The following is a 16,479-nucleotide window of genomic DNA, read 5'->3' as shown; positions in this document are numbered from 1 at the left end:
ACAGGCAGCTACTCATCATGTAAGTTATACGGACCATAAATTGATAAGTCGATAAGTTGGGCAGCCATTTGAGTTGGTGTGTATGGATAATGATGTTGAATCCACCACGTAATGCTTTCTATATAGGCGCCGGAAATAAAAGAAATTACCAATGGGCGTTCAACACGAAGTTGATGATGATATCCGGTGTACGTAATCCCTTCGTCGATATAGTCATGTAGAACAGACTTCATATGATTTATAAACCTTGAATCCGCTTGCTCAACGAGAAGTGTTTCATATGTAGAATGATTCTCGTATATATGTTCAAATAAAGCGGTTAAATAACGAGACCGTTCTTCTTGTTGTAGTTCTGATAACGGCTTAGGGTTAACAATCGTTAACGATTTTTTTAATTTACGCAACAACGTGTCATGAAGATGATACTTGAGGTCCGCAATGTCTTTAAATTGTTTGTAAAATGTTGGGCGCGTGACGTTTGCTTCTTTGCACAATAGTTGAATGGTTAATGGTGAGGACTCTTCTCTCGCTAGCGTTAAATACGCTTTGTGTAATTTCTCGATAGAACGATGTTGCCTTGGATCAATTCTTTTCATATCGATCACCTACTATATTGGTCGTACAAAGTTTACCATAGAAAAGCAAAAGAAATCAGGGTGGTTTCCTGATTTCTTTTGCTCAATATTATAAGGCGGTCCAACCACCATCAATGACGAGTTCTGATCCTGTCATAAATTTTGATTCATCACTCGCTAAGAAGAGTACACCATAGGCCACATCTTCTGGATCCCCGAGGTTCGGTAATTGCGTGTGCATTTGATAATACGGCATCGCTTGTTCCATTGATTCAGCAGTCATTGGTGTCACAATGATGCCAGGGTGTACAGAGTTTACGCGAATGTTATCTTTTCCGTATTCAACGGCGGCTGATTTGGAGAGGGACCGTAGTGCTCCTTTGGCAGCGGTGTAAGGGCTTGAACCTGCCATACCGACAATGCCACCAATAGAAGAAATGTTAATTACAGATCCTGCACCTGTTTTTTTCATTTCAGGAATTGCATATTTCATCCCGAGAAGGCAGCCATTTAAGTTAACGTCCATGACGCTGTTCCATTGCCCCATCGTTAGCTCTGCAAAACTTTTATTAATTGAAATACCAGCATTGTTGACGAGTACATCCACTTTTCCATACGTATCAAGAGTCTCTGCAATCACACTTTTCCATTGGTCTTCAGAACTCACGTCATGGGTGATACCTAAAATGTCTCCACCTGTAGCTTTTACACGAGAGACGAGTTTTTCTAACTGCTCAGTATTCACGTCTGTTGCGACGACTTTCGCTCCTTCAGCAGCAAACAATTCCGCTTCTTTCGCGCCCATCCCATTTGCAGCACCGGTAATAATAGCAACTTTATCTTGTAATCTCATGATGAATCTCCTCCGTCAACGGTTATATAATTTACAATATGTAAATTAGTTCACATCTTTGTTATATCATATTACTCTAAAAAAGCCAACGAAAAGCTAATCAATGTACCTCGACTGCTTATGTCATAATAGTTAGAAGAGGTGAGAAGATGATCCAAGTTAAAAAAGCAACACGTAGTAGGTATTTCAGTATGCACGAGAGGGTACTGGTCGACGTATAAAGAGCTAGCATCTGCAAAGGATCTGTGATGAGTTTTATTATGAGGACCGTGTTAGTAGAGAAGTGACAGAAACGAGTCGACATTGGGGTGGTTATTTTGTAGCACTAGACAATGGAAGCGTAGTTGGTGCAGGTGGTGGCGGAATGATTGCTGAACAAAGCGCAGAGCTGTTCGTTTTGTATCTCGACCCCCGATCGTCGGAATGAGGGGATTGGTTCAAAGTTACTTGCTGAAATTACAAAGCAGCAACTAACACTCGGTGCAACAGAGCAATGGGTTTCTGTACAACAACATAATGAAAAGGGCATTCCGTTTTATAAAGCAAAAGGGTTTATTTATCAAACGAAGCAAAGAGGCTATGCAACGACATAGAACGAAAAGTACGTAAGCCTACGATATCAGTGATCAAAAGAGGTGAGGAAAATGAAGCAATTTGAAACAGACCGACTTCAATTAAAGCAACTCGGTCCTTCGCATGCGGAGCAAGTTTTGCAATTTTACATACAGAACAAGCAGTTTTTAGAAAAATGGGAGGCAAAAAAGAGTGAAGCGTTTTTCACAGTTGCTACACAAGTTGAGCTACTAAAACAAGATCAAGTGCATTACACGAACGGACAAGCTGTGAAGTTTTGGATCTGTAAAAAAGAAGAGGAGACAAAACTTATCGGTTGTATTAATTTCTCGAACATTATTCGCAGTATTATGCAGTCGTGCTATGTTGGCTATAAGATGGACATGGACGAAAATGGGAAAGGGTATCTTACTGAAGCATTACGGTTAGCGATTAATGTTATGTTTGAAGAGTACCACATCCATCGCATTGAAGCGCCGATTATGCCGAAGAATAAAGCTTCTATTCGGGTCGTTGAGAAACTAGGATTTGAACGAGAAGGACTGACAAAGCAAATGCTTAAAGTTAATGACCGGCGGGAAGATCATGTACGATTTTCTTTATTAAATCCTAATGATTAAGTATGACGTTGCCTAAATGACGAAGATTTGCTATAATAGTAACTAACGGTAGTTAGTAAAAGAATAAATAAACACTTTCTAGGGTTCCGCTCGAAGAGAGGTCTGGTCCGAGGGGAAGTGCAGCACAAGATTCGTGCTGTTCACGGAGGGAAAAAAGCCCGGGAGATATTGCGTAATTTACGCAGTATGTCCCGGGCTTTTTCATGTTTTAAAAAGTCTCGGGAATAATAAAAAAGAGGTGAGCGTATGTGGATTACAGTCGTGATTGCCGCGTTATTTGAAATTGGCTGGGCAACGGGATTAAAGTATGCAAATGATGTAATGACGTGGACGTTAACAATCATTGCAATCATTATTAGTTTTGGCTTGTTAATACGTGCTGCATCGTCTTTACCGACAAGTACGGTTTATGCGGTTTTTGTCGGGCTTGGAACCGTAGGGACTGTGGCGGTCGATATCATCTTTTTTGGAACGTCTCTAAATATTGGGGTCGTTTTCTTCGTCGCTATGCTTCTGAGTGGAGTGTTAGGTCTAAAAATGGTAACAGGTAAAAAGGAGGAAGAGCACTCATGAGTTGGATGATACTCATCATTGCGGGTTTACTTGAAGTCGCCGGGGTGAACGGGATACAGCGTTATATTCAAGGGCAGAAAGTAAGCGGTATATTGTTTATCGTTTTTGGATTTGCCATTAGTCTTACGTTGCTATCGATTGCGATGGAGACGATCCCATTAGGTGTTGCTTATGCAGTTTGGACAGGAATGGGGACGGTAGGAAGTGCAGTGATCGGGATGATTTTTTACAACGACTCAAAAGATGTAAAACGCATCGCTTGTTTGGCAGTCATTATCTTGGCTGTTATCGGTTTACGAGTTGTTTCAGGTTAACGACACCACTCCTCGAGTTGAGGGGTGGTGATTTATATATAGAAGAGGGCGACGTCTTTGTTTTAAGAGAAAATCTTTATAATTTCACGTACCGTAATTAATTTGATAAAATGTAAAAGTAATAAATAATAACTCATTGCTAATGAGAAAGGAAAGCCAACCGTTCGTTAATTTAAAATAATTTGACAATTGTGCAGATATAAGTGATTATATAAATGCGAGTTAAAAAAATAACTCGGGTCAAATTAATAAGGAGGAACAACGATGGAACAAAACTCGTACATGATGATTGAAAACCATGAACAATTAAAAGCAGTTAGTGATCCGTTTCGTTCTCACATTTTAACGATGCTTGTTGAACAAGCATATACTGGACAACAACTAGCAAAAACGCTAGAGGTTCCCCGTTCTAAAGTACATTACGCACTACTTGAGCTTGAAAGGAACAAATTTATAAAAGTCGTACATAAAGAAGAAAAAAAGAGTGTTGTTCAAAAGTTTTATAAAGCCGTTGCAAAAAGTTACTTTCCTAGCGAACAATTGATGCCCCATGCGGCTGAGGTCGGGGATTATTTTCGAGGTACGGTCTTAAACGTATTACAACGGGCAAGACTTCGCGCTTTAGCAGCACCGGATCAAGCATTTAAATTAAAAAGCTCAGACCCTACGAAACGACCTGCGATTGCGATGCAAGTCGAGACGCGACTTCGTGAAGAGCAGTTCATTGAATGGATTGCTAAATACCGAAAACTGGTTGATGAATTTTATGAGATGGATGGAGAAGGAGGTAAACCTTATTATTTGACTACGATTGGTTTCCAATTAGATGAGCCATTCTTTGAAGAGATTGATACGCAAAAGAAACGAGATTCGAATGAACAATAAGGAAACGATCAACGGGGAAGTGACGCTTACATCACTTTTAAAGAATCGGAATTTTATTTTAATTTTGTTATCAAGTACATTTACAGGATTTGCATTCTCAATTTTTTTACTTGCAGAAACATTAGGTTCTTTTGAGTTTGTCTTTGGAACTGTCGTTGTACTGTTACTTGTTGGAGCGATTTGTATACTGCCTTTACTTGGCTTTGAAACAGAAAAGAAACGTACAAAAACGACGATCTTTAGAGAACTACGTGATAGTTTTCAATACGCCTTGAAGTCGCAGTTTCTTATAGGGGCTATGACGATTAGTATTATTACGAATTTAATTATCACAGGTCCAGGAACGATGGCATCGCCGATTATTGTTAGTGATATTCTGGAAGGAAGTGCATTTGATCTTAGCTTACTAGAAGCATCGTTTGCGATTGGGATGGTTCTCGGTGCGTTAAACGTTGCAACGTGGAACCCTAAAAAGAGGCGGGGAATAATATCTGTTACGCGCCTCATCTTGCTCGGTATGACGTTGTTATTGTTAAGTCAGTCTACGACATTGTGGCAAGCGATTGTCGTCTTAGCATTGATTGGAATTGCAATTAGTATTGGCGATATACCGATTCGTACGTTAATTCAAGAAAAAACAGACCCACAAATGCTAGGAAGAGTAACAGGTATGCTCGGAACGGCTTCAAGGGGCTTAGCACCAATCTCATACATGATTACCGCTTGGTTATTATCGATCTCGATATCAATTGGAACGATCTTGCTTGTGAGTGGAATTGTATTGATTTGTACGGCATGCATAAGCTTTTGGAAGTTGCGAGGCTTTGTATTGGCTGATTGAACAAAAAGGAAGACTGCAACATGTTAACGTGTTGCAGTCTTCCTTTTACAATGCACTTTAATGCTATAAAGTGGTGGGGGACTGTCCCTACTAGATAAATCGCGTTGTGCAAGAACCGAGCTTCTCGATGCTTACTGTAACGGTATCACCTGACTTTAAGTATTCTCGTTCTGTTTCAGGCATCCCCATGGCGACTCCTTCGGGCGTTCCAGTTAAGATGATGTCCCCTGGTTTTAGGGTGAAATGCTGTGAGATGTAACGAATGATTTCTTTACATGTAAAAATCATATCTGATGTGTTGGAATCTTGCCGAGTCTTACCGTTCACTGTAGTTGTTAGTGCTAACTGTTGTGGGTCGGGTACTTCATCTTTTGTTACTAAGTAAGGTCCAATTGGATTAAAATCATCAAGTGTCTTTCCAAGTAACCATTGTGGTGTGCGCAGTTGTAAATCCCTTGCTGAGAGATCATTTGCGGTTGCATAACCGAGCACATAATTAAGTGCCTCGTCCTCAGACACTTGGCTTGCCGTTTGACCGATTACAATCGCAAGTTCCACTTCGTAATCCAACTCTTTCGTAACATTCGGTACCACTACATTATGGTTATGACCCGTGAGGGTATTGTTAAATTTATTAAATAAAATTGGTACCTCAGGATAAGGAGAATTTGTCTCGTCTGCATGTTTGCGGTAATTTAATCCGACGCAGATAATCTTCTCAGGATGGGGTACTACTGGACCAAATGTAACTTCTGATTCGGCTACTTTAGCTGGGTTGGTCTTAGAAAGTGTCGTTACATAATCTTGAAAGGCATGTTGTGTATGGTCGTCTGCGTTAATATAATCCATCATTGACGTTGGCAAATCTGTGCGTTGTTCGTTTGCTAATGCTTTCGTTACGTCGATGATCGAGTCATTGATACAGACTCCAAGGTGCGAATTGCCGTTTACTTCTAGATTGGCTAGTTTCATGAATCTTCATCTCCTGTCCTAGTTATGTTTAAGCGTCCTTTCCAAAAACGACGCCACCGTCAACGTATAGTGGCGAGCCCATCATAAATCGAGAATCATCTGATGCAAGAAAAAGTGCAGCATCGGCAACATCTTCGGGCTTTCCAAGGTCACCTGACAATTGGCGCGTCTTGATCTTTGCAATTGCTTTGTCGGGATCTTCTGCTCGAGATAAGTAATCTTCTACAAAGGGTGTCATGATCGTGCCAGGGAGCAGAGCGTTAACACGAATGTTGTATTTGGCATAATCTACTTGCATTTGTTTCGTTAATGATAGCACTGCGCCTTTAGATGTCGCGTAGGATGCACGTTCTCCAAGACCAATTTCTGCGATACAAGAAGACATATTAACAATAACTCCAGACTCTGCTTTTATCATATGTGGAATCACTGATTTCGACGGCAAGAATACGCCTTTCACATTGATATTCATCACACGGTCCCAGTCATGTTCATCGACTTCATGCAATCGACCAACACCACTAACTCCAGCGTTGTTAAACAAGACATCGATTCGCCCGTATTCCTCTATGACCTTTTCGACCATTTCATGTACAGAGCTCGCGTCTGTCGTATCGGTCCTAATAAACCGTTGATCTCCTTTAAGAGCATCGGCAGTTTGTTGGCCATTCTCAGGGTCAATGTCTGCGATAACGACAGTTGCTCCTTCATTTGCAAAGCGTATAGCTGTACGTTGACCAATACCTGAACCACCGCCTGTAATAATGGCAATTTTCTGACGTAAGCGCATACGATTTCCTCCTCATTATTGATCATGTGCTTACTGTAGCACATCAAAATAGAGAATAGAATTGCTTATTTTAGCGAAAAGATACCTTAATTTAAGCTCATTTTACGATATACCGAAGGCGTTTTGCCTGTCGTTGCGCGAAACGTTCTGAAGAAATGGGGCATGCTCTTATAACCACACTGTTCTGCAATGTCTTGTACACTGCAAGAGGTGTTCCGGAGTAATTCTTTCGCTTTAATCATTCGCTTTGATTTAATAAAATCGCTAAACGTTAATCCGATCGTCGTTTTAAATCGCTTACTAAAATACGCTGGATGCACACAAGCGGCGGATGCGAGTTGTGTGAGTTCAATCTCTTCATCTAAATGATCATTAATATAGTGAAGGCTATGATGAATCCAGTCTGGCATACCTGCCGTCTCATTTGGTGTCGTATGACAATGTCGACTTAAGAAGATCACAATGGATTGGATGAGTATGACCGACATTTCGCCTGTATAGCGATCCGATGTGGAGGTTTCACGATTAAGCTTATTTAAGAGTTCTAGAAATTCACTTTGCTTTTCTTCGCTTAGATGATAGCGATGTTTTCTTTGTAGCTTTGAAGAAGAGAATAAATCAGTGAGTACATCACTGTTTCCGGTAAGGATTGATGGACAAAAAAACAATGCGGAACTCGTGAAAAGAGCGCCATCAGCAGGTTGAGTACAATGAATCACATTGCTTGGAATAATAACAATATCTCCAGGTTCTAGGTCATAAAACAAATCATCAATAAAAAAACGGCTTTTCCCTTTATGAACTAAAAAGATTTCGTGCCATTCATGTAAGTGATGTGGAAGTTCTTCATACTTTGTTTTTGTATGGTGGAAAGTCATGTGAAATGGAACAACATTGGATTCATCAAACTCTTTCACGATCGCATCCATAGAATCTTCTCCCTTAATAGATTAAAATACGCAAGTTTTTCACTAGAAATCGCAATATCATTGCGTAATGATTTCATGATAGCATAAATAAAACATGTTGAAAGCGTTTTCTTTTGAAGGGAGATTAATTGAAATGAGAAGAGGGCTTGTCAGTGTCTTAGGTGCTATGCTCCTTATCGGATCAGGTTGTTCCTTAAGCACATCCGCTGCAGTCGAGCAAGATGTGCACACGATTAACATCGCTTACGGAAATCAACCCGGCGAACCGCTAGACCAGCAAGCGCACAAGTGGGCAGAACTTGCTGAAGAGGAGAGTGATGGTCGTTTGCAACTAAATGTCTATCCAAGTTCTCAACTTGGAGGCGAGAGTGACATGATTGAACTTGCTATGAGAGGCAACAATGTTATTGTGTTTACGGCTTACGATTTTTTGATGGATTATGTTCCGGACCTAGGAATTTTAGCAGCCCCGTATTTGGCGGAAGAGTTTGATGACCTCCTCTATTTAACTACAACAGATTGGTATGCAGACCTAGAAAATGACATGAATGACATGGGACTAGCACTTCTAGGAAAAGAAACCATTTATGGTGAGCGACATCTGATGACGAAAACACCGGTCACGACACCAGAAGATTTGCAAGGCATGAAAATACGAGTGCCTAACAATAATCTATATATACGGGCATTCCATGCGCTTGGAGCCTCACCAACTCCTTTACCACTTGGTGATTTGTATGCATCACTTCAACAAGGTGTTATTGATGGAGCAGAGAATCCTTTGCCTGTGTTGCAAGGAACTCGAACCAATGAAGTGACAAATCATCTGACATTAACCGGTCATATGAAAGTGATGAGTATTTGGGTAACGGGAACTGGAATGATGGATGATTTGCCTGAAGATTTAGAACGGATTCTTACTGAAACTAGTGAAGAAGCGGCAAGGTACACGCATGAAATTACAGAACGAGAAGAGAAAGAAGCTCTAGAAACATTTAAAAATGAAGGCATGACCATCCATGAGGTTGACCAAGAACTGTTCCGAGAAGCAGTTGAACCTTTTTATGATTCAATGCCCGCCTGGTCGCCTGGTTTATATGAACATGTGTTGGAACTTATGGAAGAGCGACCTAAGGAGGATTAAAAATGAAGATACGAAGCATGATTGAAAAGGTAGATGATGTCATCGCAACCGTTGCTCTAAGTTTAATCATCGTTATTATTGCTTCCAATGTCTTCTTTCGTTTTGTATTATCTCAACCGTTAACATGGAGCGAAGAGATTTCACTTGCGTTGTTCGTGTGGCTTACGTTCATTGGTATAAGTTCAGTGATGAAGCGTAATGAACATGTAGGCATTGATTATTTTATTCGGAAGTTGCCAAAGAAATGGTTTCACTTTATTCAATGGCTCCGATGGTTTGTTCTTATACTGGTCACGTCCGTTGTTTTTATTTATTGGGGATTTCTATTAATGATAGATACTCACTGGAAGGTAACACCTGTTCTAGGCATTGATTTTAAATTGATTTATGTAGCCATTCCATTAGGTGGCGTACTTGCACTGTACCACTTACTTACGGTTGCTATTAGACGTGATAAATCTTGGTTTATGCAAGAGGAAGGAGCTGTACAAGATGACGATTCTTCTCATCGTTAGTCTCATCCTTTTGTTGATCTTGCTAAATGTACCGGTAGCGTATGCGATGCTTGGAGGTTCACTACTTTACTTTTTAACGAACGACAGTTTTATGAATGAAACGTTAACCCAACGGATGATTAGTGGCGTCGAGTCTTTTCCATTGCTAGGTATTGTGTTCTTTATTACCGCTGGCGTACTTATGAATTATACAGGCATCACACGCCGTATGTTAACCTTTGCAAAACTTGTGACGGGCCATCTTACTGGTGGACTCGCAAAAGTCAACGTCACTATGAGTGTATTAACTGGTGGCTTATCTGGATCCAATGTTGCTGACGCTGCTATGCAATCCAAAATTCTCGTGCCTGGAATGGTGAAAAAGGGTTATGCACCAGGATTTTCTGCAGCATTAACAGCGACAAGTTCATTAATTACACCGATTTTACCACCTGGGATTGCTTTAATCCTGTATGGATATGTTGGTAATGTCTCAATTGGTGATTTGTTTATTGCGGGGATTATTCCAGGATTATTACTTGCAGTCTTTCTATTAATTTATGTACACTTTGCTGCGAAAAAGCGTGGGTTTGAGCAAGTAAAGGAAGAGCGACCAAAAATTACAGATGTTCTGGTTGCTTCAAAAGATGCACTGCTCGCTTTGCTTTTGCCAATTATAATTATTGGCGGTATTCGTTTAGGCGCTTTCAGCCCAACTGAGGCAGGAGCAATAGCTGTTGTGTACGCATTAATTATAGGCTTTTTTATTTACCGTGAAATGACCTTCAAAGATTTATGGCTCGCATTAAAAGAATCGATACTAATCATTGCTACAGTCATGATTATTATCGCTGCAGGGACTGCATTCGGCTGGATTTTGACGTTAGAACAAGTGCCTCAAGCGCTAACATCAAGTATTACAAGCTTAATTAATCACCCGATTTTGTTTTTACTTATTATCTTTGTCTTTTTACTTATAGTAGGAATGTTCATTGAAGGAAACGTAATGCTCATCATCTTAACGCCAATTTTTATACCGATGCTTGAGACGTATGGAATTGATCCTGTTCATTTCGGAATATTCTTTATCCTTTGTTTGAGTATTGGTACGATCACACCTCCAATTGGAACGATTATGTTTACAACAGCAGCAATCACGAAAGTGAAAATTGAAGTGTTTATTAAGGAAGTCATCCCGTTTTGGTTACTGCTTATTGTACTAACACTTGTCATTATTTTTATTCCAGCCATTTCACTATGGTTGCCAGAATTACTTTCTTAAACTAAAAAAAGGAGTGAAGAAAATGAGAATCATACGCTTTTTGGAGAAACAGATTGTCTATGTAGCAGTTGTAGATGGTGAAGCGATTAAAATCGCACCCTATGATACGGTGCGTCAGTTGTTAGACATTAGTGGCGGTTCATCTGCTTGGATTCGTAATAAAATGCCAAGCTGGGAAGAGGTTCATGTTGAACTTGATCAATTAAATTTACTCGTTCCGTTTGAGCTTTCAGAAGTTTGGGCAGCGGGTGTTACGTATCAGCGTAGTCGTGAGGCACGTAACTATGAAGCGACAGGTGAAGTGAGGAATCAGACAACGTTTTACGATAAGGTGTACGACGCGAAGCGCCCAGAGATCTTTTTTAAAGCGACACCACTAAGAACCGTTGGGCCTGGCGAAGCTGTAGCATTACGTACAGATAGTACGTGGCAGATTCCAGAACCTGAGCTCGGTCTGGTCATGAATCGTGAGGGCTCACTGATTGGCTATACGATTGGAAACGATATGAGTTGTCGAGATATTGAAGGAGAAAACCCTCTGTATCTTCCTCAAGCGAAAGTGTGGAAGCGTTCTTGTGCAATTGGACCAGCCTTACTTCTAGTAGATAGCGTTACTGATATTAGCGACTTTACGATCTATTGCAAAATAACACGCAATGGCGATGTGCTATTTAATGATTCTGCAAGTCTTAAGCAATTAAAACGATCACCTGAAGAACTGATTTCTTATCTATTACAAGACAACGAAATTGAAGATTTCACAGTGCTTTTAACGGGGACATGTGTTGTTCCTGATAATGATTTTACACTTCAGGAGAATGATCAAATTGACATTGAAATTACGAAAATTGGAACGTTATCGAACAAGGTAAATAGTAATCATGCAACGAAAAAGGAGCTGGTTTGAGATGACACAGATGAAAACGGCAGCAACGTTCAAAAGTGTAAATCCTGCTAGACCGACTGAGGTCGTTGGGCATGTAGAAGATCTATCCATTGAGATGCTTGAGAAAATTGTCAACCGTGCACAACGTGCACATTCTGGATGGGCAATGTTGCCTGCGCCAGAGCGGGGGATGTATTTACATCGAGCGGCTGATGAACTTCAACTTCAATTAGAAGACATCGCCATAACGATGACAAAAGAGATGGGTAAAACGTTAGCAGAAGCAAAAGGTGAAACTGCACGTGGTGTTGCAATTTTACGCTACTTTGCCGGTGAAGGAATGCGGGAAATCGGTCAAGTCATCCCATCAGCGGATAGCGATGCATTAATGTATACGACCCGTTGTCCATTGGGTGTGGTCGGAGCTATTACACCTTGGAACTTTCCAGTTGCTATACCGATTTGGAAGATCGCTCCGGCACTTGCTTATGGAAATACAGTGATTTTAAAACCAGCAGAAGAAGCTTCTGTCACTGCACGAAAAGTGATCGCTTGCTTCCACTCCGCACAGTTTCCTGAAGGTGTCGTAAATATTGCGACTGGACAAGGGACAGCAATCGGGAAAGCTCTTGTCGAACACCCTTATGTTTCTGCCATTACATTTACAGGTTCAAATGCAGTAGGAAAACAGATCGGGCGAACGGCACTTGAGCGTGGTGCAAAGTACCAGCTAGAAATGGGTGGTAAAAACCCTGTAATCGTAACGAAGGATGCAGATTTGGATGTTGCCGTTGAAGCAACAATTAGCGGCGGCCTCAAATCAACCGGTCAAAAATGTACAGCGACAAGTCGGGTCATTGTGGAAGAAGATGTGTATGATGCATTCAAAGAAAAGCTTCTTCGTGCGGTAGAAGCGATAACCATTGGAGATGGATTGGAAGCAAGCACGTGGATGGGTCCGCTTGCGACGAAAGCGCAATTTGAGAAAGTGTTAGAAGCAATCGATAAAGGAAAAAAAGAAGGTGCGACACTACTTGCAGGTGGAAACCGTGTTTCTTCATTAGATGGTTATTTTATTGAGCCGACCGTTTTTGAAAATGTTGATCACTCGAAGTCACTGGCTCAAGAAGAGATTTTCGGACCTGTTTTAGCACTCTTTCGTATATCGAGTATACAAGAAGCGATAGCACTTGCAAATAACTCAGAATATGGGTTAAGTGCTTCCATTTTTACGACCAACATACAAGAAATGTTAACGTTCACAACCGAGATGCAAGCGGGGTTAATTCGTGTCAACGCAGAAAGCGCAGGCGTTGAGTTACAAGCTCCGTTTGGAGGTATGAAAAGCTCTAGTTCACATTCAAGGGAACAAGGTCGTGCAGCGATTGAATTTTTTACATCAGTGAAAACGGTTTTCGTGAAAGGGTGAAGACGATGCGGACACACGTCATAATGAGACCAATTGATAACGTCGCTACAGCGATTACTACGTTAAATGCTTCTGACACTGTTTTAGTTGATGGTTTCGATGATGTCACGATTCTTTCTGTAGATGGTATTGAATTTGGACATAAGTTTGCGATCGTCGAAATTAAACAAGGTACAGATATTATAAAGTACGGAGAAATTATCGGAGTCGCTTCATGTGACATCCAAGCAGGTGAGCATGTGCATGTTCATAACGTTGATGGAAAACGTGGAAGGGGAGATGTAAACGATGGATTACAAACTAAGCGGATACAAAAGAACTGATGGGACAGTTGGAATACGCAATCACGTATTGATTTTGCCTACGATTGTATGCGCCACTCAAGCGGCAATGAATGTGACAAAACTCGTAGATGGAACAGTATCTGTTGTCCACCAACATGGGTGTGCGCAAGTAGGGGTAGACTATGAACAAACGTTTCGAACGTATGTAGGTATGGGACTGAACCCGAACGTGTATGGTGTTGTTGTGATGGGGCTTGGCTGTGAAACACATCAAGGGCAAAGTGTAGCCGAGGAGATTGCAAAACGAACAGACAAACCGGTTGAACTCGTGTCGATTCAAGATCATAGTGGAACGTTACAAGCAACCGCTGAAGCGGCCAAGATCGCCACCCGAATGGTTCAAGATGCATCCATGATTGAGCGAGAGCCTATTCGTTTTTCTGATTTAATTGTCGGAACAGAGTGTGGAGGCTCTGATGCATGTTCTGGGCTTTCTGCTAATCCAGCAGTTGGATATGTGAGTGATCGAATTGCACAAAGTGGAGGAACGTCGATCTTAGCAGAAACAACGGAGTTAATTGGTGCCGAGCATTTACTTGCTGAACGTGCAAAAGATGATCATGTTGCAAAAAGAGTATATGAAGTGATTGAAGCAATGGAAAATCGTGCATTCAGTATGGGTGTCGATATTCGTACAGGTAACCCGAGTCCTGGAAATCGAAAAGGAGGACTCACAACCCTTGAAGAAAAGTCACTTGGAGCAGCAGCAAAAGCTGGATCCTCTCGTCTTAATGAGCTCGTAAGTTATGCAGAACGCCCATCTGAAAAAGGCTTAGTTTGGATGGATACTCCAGGTCATGATATTGAGCAGCTTACAGGCATGACAGCAGGAGGAGCGCAACTTGTTTTATTTACAAGTGGTAGAGGAACACCAACTGGCTCGCCAATCGCACCAGTGATTAAAATTTCTACAAATTCATTAATGTTTGAAACAATGAATGATAACATGGATGTGAATACAGGAACCATTATTGAAGGGAAAGAAACGATAGAAGAAGCGGGTGAAAGGCTGATGCAAGAAATTGCAACCGTTGCATCAGGAAAACGTACGAAAGCGGAAATTTTTAAGCAACATGATTTTGGAATTTGGCGTATTGGTCCAACTTTTTGATCGTAAAAATGAGCATCTCCTTTAAAAAGGAATGCTCATTTCTTTATTGATTTTAACTAGCAAGCGATCGTCTAATCGGTACGAGTAATCCAGTGAAAGTGATTAAAGCAAAGAGTAGAAAGCTCATAGTATAAGACGATTGAACAATCAATTCACCTGCAACTGCTGAACCGATGGATTGCCCGATTCCAAGCGATAGAAACGCAAGGCTCACACCAACAGCAGCTACTGAAAAAAGCCGTGTAGACCAGACAATTAAAATACCGGTAATTAGAATATACGTAATTCCAAAACCAATGGCTGAACTATAGATCGCGATCGTTGAGGGTAGTGCTAAGATAGCGATCGCAAGTGACAATGCTAAAAGCGTTAGTCGGTAGATGAATGCAAGGCCAAGTTTATCAATAAACATGCCTCCAATCCCACCAACCACTCCAAATGCGCCCATTGTAATCCAAAACAGTATGCTCTCGTTAGTCGTCATCTGATGCTCGGCAATTAAGAAACTACGAGAAAAGGTCCAATAAATTGCTGTGCCTAAACCAATAATAATCGATGCGATGATTAAGTGTTTAGCTTTAGTCAGTGTTGACCACTTAAATAACGACTGCGTTGAAGTTTTACTTGTGGTCGCTGTTTTTGGAATGCTGAATGTGTTCCAAAGCAGCACAGCGAACGCAAGGATAGCAAACAAGATAAATGCAAAACGCCACTGTTCTGTAAATAAGAGCGCAATTGGACCAGACAAAACGAGTCCGAAACTTGTACCGCTATTAATCCACGTATTCGTGCGATCCTTTATTGGTCCTGTAAACGCAGTGGTCGCCACCTGACTAAATGCTGGTGAAGCAAGACCACTGCCTATACCTGCGATAAATGTACTCATGAGTAATACGTAGAAGTTATAAGAAAATGCAATACCTACTAAGCCGATCACTGCGCTTAGCCCTGCGAATTGAATGACGTGCAGTTGCCCGAACTCCTTAAGTGAAAGTGAGGAGAATAGGAGTGCAAGAGTGTAAGAAAAGTAAGCTGCTGAACTTGCAATGCCTGCCTGACTTTCAGTGATTCCGATTGAAGACGTGATGTTTGGTAAAAACAAGCCAAAACTAAAACGAGCAAAGGCATAAACGACGGCAATCATCGCGATACCAGGTAGAATAATTTTCATTATGGGAACTCCTTTATATAGAACGATCATTATATTATAGGGTTGTAAAAAAAGTAAGCTAACGTAAAGAGTCGTTAACTTACTCTCCGATTGTAGTTGTGACCATTGATTGGAGTTGGGTTGCGACTTCATCGACATCTACGACTTCTGCTAAAGAAGTCGCACCTTCGAGTAATAGTACGAGGCGCATGGCGTCTTCATGATTGAAATTCTCTTTTTTGACAAAAGCAAGTAACGCTTCTTTATGAGCGACCACATACGTGTTAATTGGATGGGTTGGGTCGGAATACTCTTCTTTTGCTCGCAAAAACATGCAACCATTCTGACGTGACGATCGTAACCATTCACTGTGCGCTCGTGCAATGGCGAGTGCTTGATTGTCTGAAGTGTTTACGTGGGAACGTAATAAATCGAAGTAACGGTCTTCCCGTTGTTTTAACACTTCTAGAACAAGATCTTCTTTTGATTCAAAGTGATTGTACATCGTCATTAACGCGACATTTGCTTCTGTAACGATTCGCTTTAGCCCAATCGCATGAATACCGTGGTTGTAAAACAGCGACTCTGCGTGATCGACTAAATCTTGTTTTTTCTTACTCATCGTATCGCCTCCTGATAAATAGAACGATCATTATATTTTTAACATACTTATTCACTAAACACAAACAATGTGTAACCCTTAATGCGTTAGAG

The 16,479-nt window shown here is 41.0% G+C and carries 20 protein-coding genes and 1 riboswitch; of the genes, 13 read left to right on the top strand and 7 right to left on the bottom strand.

The features are described from left to right. Positions 1-8: 8 nt before the first annotated feature. On the bottom strand, positions 9-596 hold the full coding sequence (locus tag JOD17_RS12170; protein WP_204698050.1) for a TetR/AcrR family transcriptional regulator: 588 nt from the start codon (positions 594-596) through the stop codon (positions 9-11). Positions 597-684: 88 nt separating this feature from the next. Next, positions 685-1,431, bottom strand: a complete 747-nt coding sequence (locus JOD17_RS12165) for a glucose 1-dehydrogenase (RefSeq protein ID WP_204698345.1) — start codon at positions 1,429-1,431, stop codon at positions 685-687. Positions 1,432-1,796: 365 nt separating this feature from the next. Here JOD17_RS12165 and JOD17_RS21725 point away from each other — a divergent pair, with 365 nt between their 5' ends. The 6 genes from JOD17_RS21725 (at position 1,797) to JOD17_RS12135 (ending at position 5,234) form a co-directional block, all read left to right on the top strand. Next, positions 1,797-2,021: a GNAT family N-acetyltransferase gene (locus JOD17_RS21725; RefSeq protein WP_338028790.1), complete on the top strand. Its 225-nt coding sequence runs from the start codon at positions 1,797-1,799 to the stop codon at positions 2,019-2,021. A 51-nt stretch (positions 2,022-2,072) separates the two neighbouring features. After that, positions 2,073-2,621 carry a GNAT family N-acetyltransferase gene (locus JOD17_RS12155; RefSeq protein ID WP_204698049.1) on the top strand — a complete coding sequence of 183 codons (549 nt, stop codon included), beginning with the start codon at positions 2,073-2,075 and terminating at the stop codon, positions 2,619-2,621. A gap of 67 nt (positions 2,622-2,688) precedes the next feature. Next, a riboswitch (guanidine-I (ykkC/yxkD leader) is annotated at positions 2,689-2,788 on the top strand. A 79-nt stretch (positions 2,789-2,867) separates the two neighbouring features. Further along, on the top strand, positions 2,868-3,194 hold the full coding sequence (locus JOD17_RS12150) for a DMT family transporter (protein WP_169962624.1): 327 nt from the start codon (positions 2,868-2,870) through the stop codon (positions 3,192-3,194). Then, entirely contained in the window at positions 3,191-3,508 is a 318-nt protein-coding gene (locus JOD17_RS12145) for a DMT family transporter (RefSeq protein WP_204698048.1), read from the top strand. The genes JOD17_RS12150 and JOD17_RS12145 overlap by 4 nt, the downstream gene beginning before the upstream one ends. Positions 3,509-3,772: 264 nt before the next feature. Next, a complete protein-coding gene (locus tag JOD17_RS12140; RefSeq protein WP_204698047.1) occupies positions 3,773-4,393 on the top strand; it encodes an ArsR/SmtB family transcription factor in 621 nt (206 codons plus the stop codon). Then, positions 4,383-5,234 carry an MFS transporter gene (locus JOD17_RS12135; RefSeq protein ID WP_204698046.1) on the top strand — a complete coding sequence of 284 codons (852 nt, stop codon included), beginning with the start codon at positions 4,383-4,385 and terminating at the stop codon, positions 5,232-5,234. The genes JOD17_RS12140 and JOD17_RS12135 overlap by 11 nt, the downstream gene beginning before the upstream one ends. A 90-nt stretch (positions 5,235-5,324) precedes the next feature. On the opposite strand, the gene JOD17_RS12130 is transcribed toward JOD17_RS12135, so the two are convergent. From JOD17_RS12130 to JOD17_RS12120, 3 genes are all read right to left on the bottom strand, one after another. Further along, entirely contained in the window at positions 5,325-6,206 is an 882-nt protein-coding gene (locus JOD17_RS12130) for a fumarylacetoacetate hydrolase family protein (protein ID WP_204698044.1), read from the bottom strand. 28 nt (positions 6,207-6,234) lie between these two features. After that, complete coding sequence (locus tag JOD17_RS12125) at positions 6,235-6,996, bottom strand: SDR family NAD(P)-dependent oxidoreductase (RefSeq protein WP_204698043.1); 762 nt, start codon at positions 6,994-6,996, stop codon at positions 6,235-6,237. An 86-nt stretch (positions 6,997-7,082) separates the two neighbouring features. Then, the gene (locus JOD17_RS12120) at positions 7,083-7,925 is read right to left on the bottom strand and encodes an AraC family transcriptional regulator (protein ID WP_169962618.1); all 843 of its coding nucleotides are present in this window, start codon (positions 7,923-7,925) and stop codon (positions 7,083-7,085) included. Positions 7,926-8,058: 133 nt separating this feature from the next. On the opposite strand from JOD17_RS12120, the gene JOD17_RS12115 reads away from it, so the two are divergent. Genes JOD17_RS12115 through JOD17_RS12085 form a run of 7 tightly spaced genes read left to right on the top strand, consistent with a single transcriptional unit; the run spans position 8,059 to position 14,615 of the window. After that, the gene (locus JOD17_RS12115; RefSeq protein ID WP_204698041.1) at positions 8,059-9,069 is read left to right on the top strand and encodes a C4-dicarboxylate TRAP transporter substrate-binding protein; all 1,011 of its coding nucleotides are present in this window, start codon (positions 8,059-8,061) and stop codon (positions 9,067-9,069) included. A 2-nt stretch (positions 9,070-9,071) separates the two neighbouring features. Continuing rightward, positions 9,072-9,584 carry a TRAP transporter small permease gene (locus JOD17_RS12110; RefSeq protein ID WP_204698039.1) on the top strand — a complete coding sequence of 171 codons (513 nt, stop codon included), beginning with the start codon at positions 9,072-9,074 and terminating at the stop codon, positions 9,582-9,584. Beyond that, on the top strand, positions 9,562-10,845 hold the full coding sequence (locus JOD17_RS12105; RefSeq protein WP_204698037.1) for a TRAP transporter large permease: 1,284 nt from the start codon (positions 9,562-9,564) through the stop codon (positions 10,843-10,845). The genes JOD17_RS12110 and JOD17_RS12105 overlap by 23 nt, the downstream gene beginning before the upstream one ends. A 22-nt stretch (positions 10,846-10,867) precedes the next feature. Next, complete coding sequence (locus JOD17_RS12100; protein WP_204698035.1) at positions 10,868-11,752, top strand: fumarylacetoacetate hydrolase family protein; 885 nt, start codon at positions 10,868-10,870, stop codon at positions 11,750-11,752. A 1-nt stretch (position 11,753) separates the two neighbouring features. Next, positions 11,754-13,160, top strand: coding sequence for an alpha-ketoglutaric semialdehyde dehydrogenase GucD (gucD, locus tag JOD17_RS12095; RefSeq protein ID WP_239575495.1), 1,407 nt, complete (start codon positions 11,754-11,756; stop codon positions 13,158-13,160). A 5-nt stretch (positions 13,161-13,165) separates the two neighbouring features. Then, positions 13,166-13,483, top strand: a complete 318-nt coding sequence (locus tag JOD17_RS12090; protein WP_204698030.1) for a UxaA family hydrolase — start codon at positions 13,166-13,168, stop codon at positions 13,481-13,483. Beyond that, positions 13,449-14,615 carry a UxaA family hydrolase gene (locus JOD17_RS12085; RefSeq protein WP_204698028.1) on the top strand — a complete coding sequence of 389 codons (1,167 nt, stop codon included), beginning with the start codon at positions 13,449-13,451 and terminating at the stop codon, positions 14,613-14,615. The genes JOD17_RS12090 and JOD17_RS12085 overlap by 35 nt, the downstream gene beginning before the upstream one ends. A gap of 52 nt (positions 14,616-14,667) precedes the next feature. Here the strand turns inward: JOD17_RS12085 and JOD17_RS12080 are convergent, their stop codons facing one another. Both JOD17_RS12080 and JOD17_RS12075 read right to left on the bottom strand, forming a co-directional pair. Further along, positions 14,668-15,786: an MFS transporter gene (locus tag JOD17_RS12080; RefSeq protein ID WP_239575493.1), complete on the bottom strand. Its 1,119-nt coding sequence runs from the start codon at positions 15,784-15,786 to the stop codon at positions 14,668-14,670. 79 nt (positions 15,787-15,865) lie between these two features. Further along, positions 15,866-16,387, bottom strand: a complete 522-nt coding sequence (locus JOD17_RS12075) for a TetR/AcrR family transcriptional regulator (protein WP_204698026.1) — start codon at positions 16,385-16,387, stop codon at positions 15,866-15,868. Positions 16,388-16,479: the final 92 nt, after the last annotated feature.

Origin of the sequence: Geomicrobium sediminis (assembly GCF_016908595.1) — a bacterium.
Classification (GTDB): Bacteria; Bacillota; Bacilli; order Bacillales; family Marinococcaceae; genus Geomicrobium_A; species Geomicrobium_A sediminis.
This window is presented reverse-complemented; position numbering and strand designations above follow the sequence as displayed.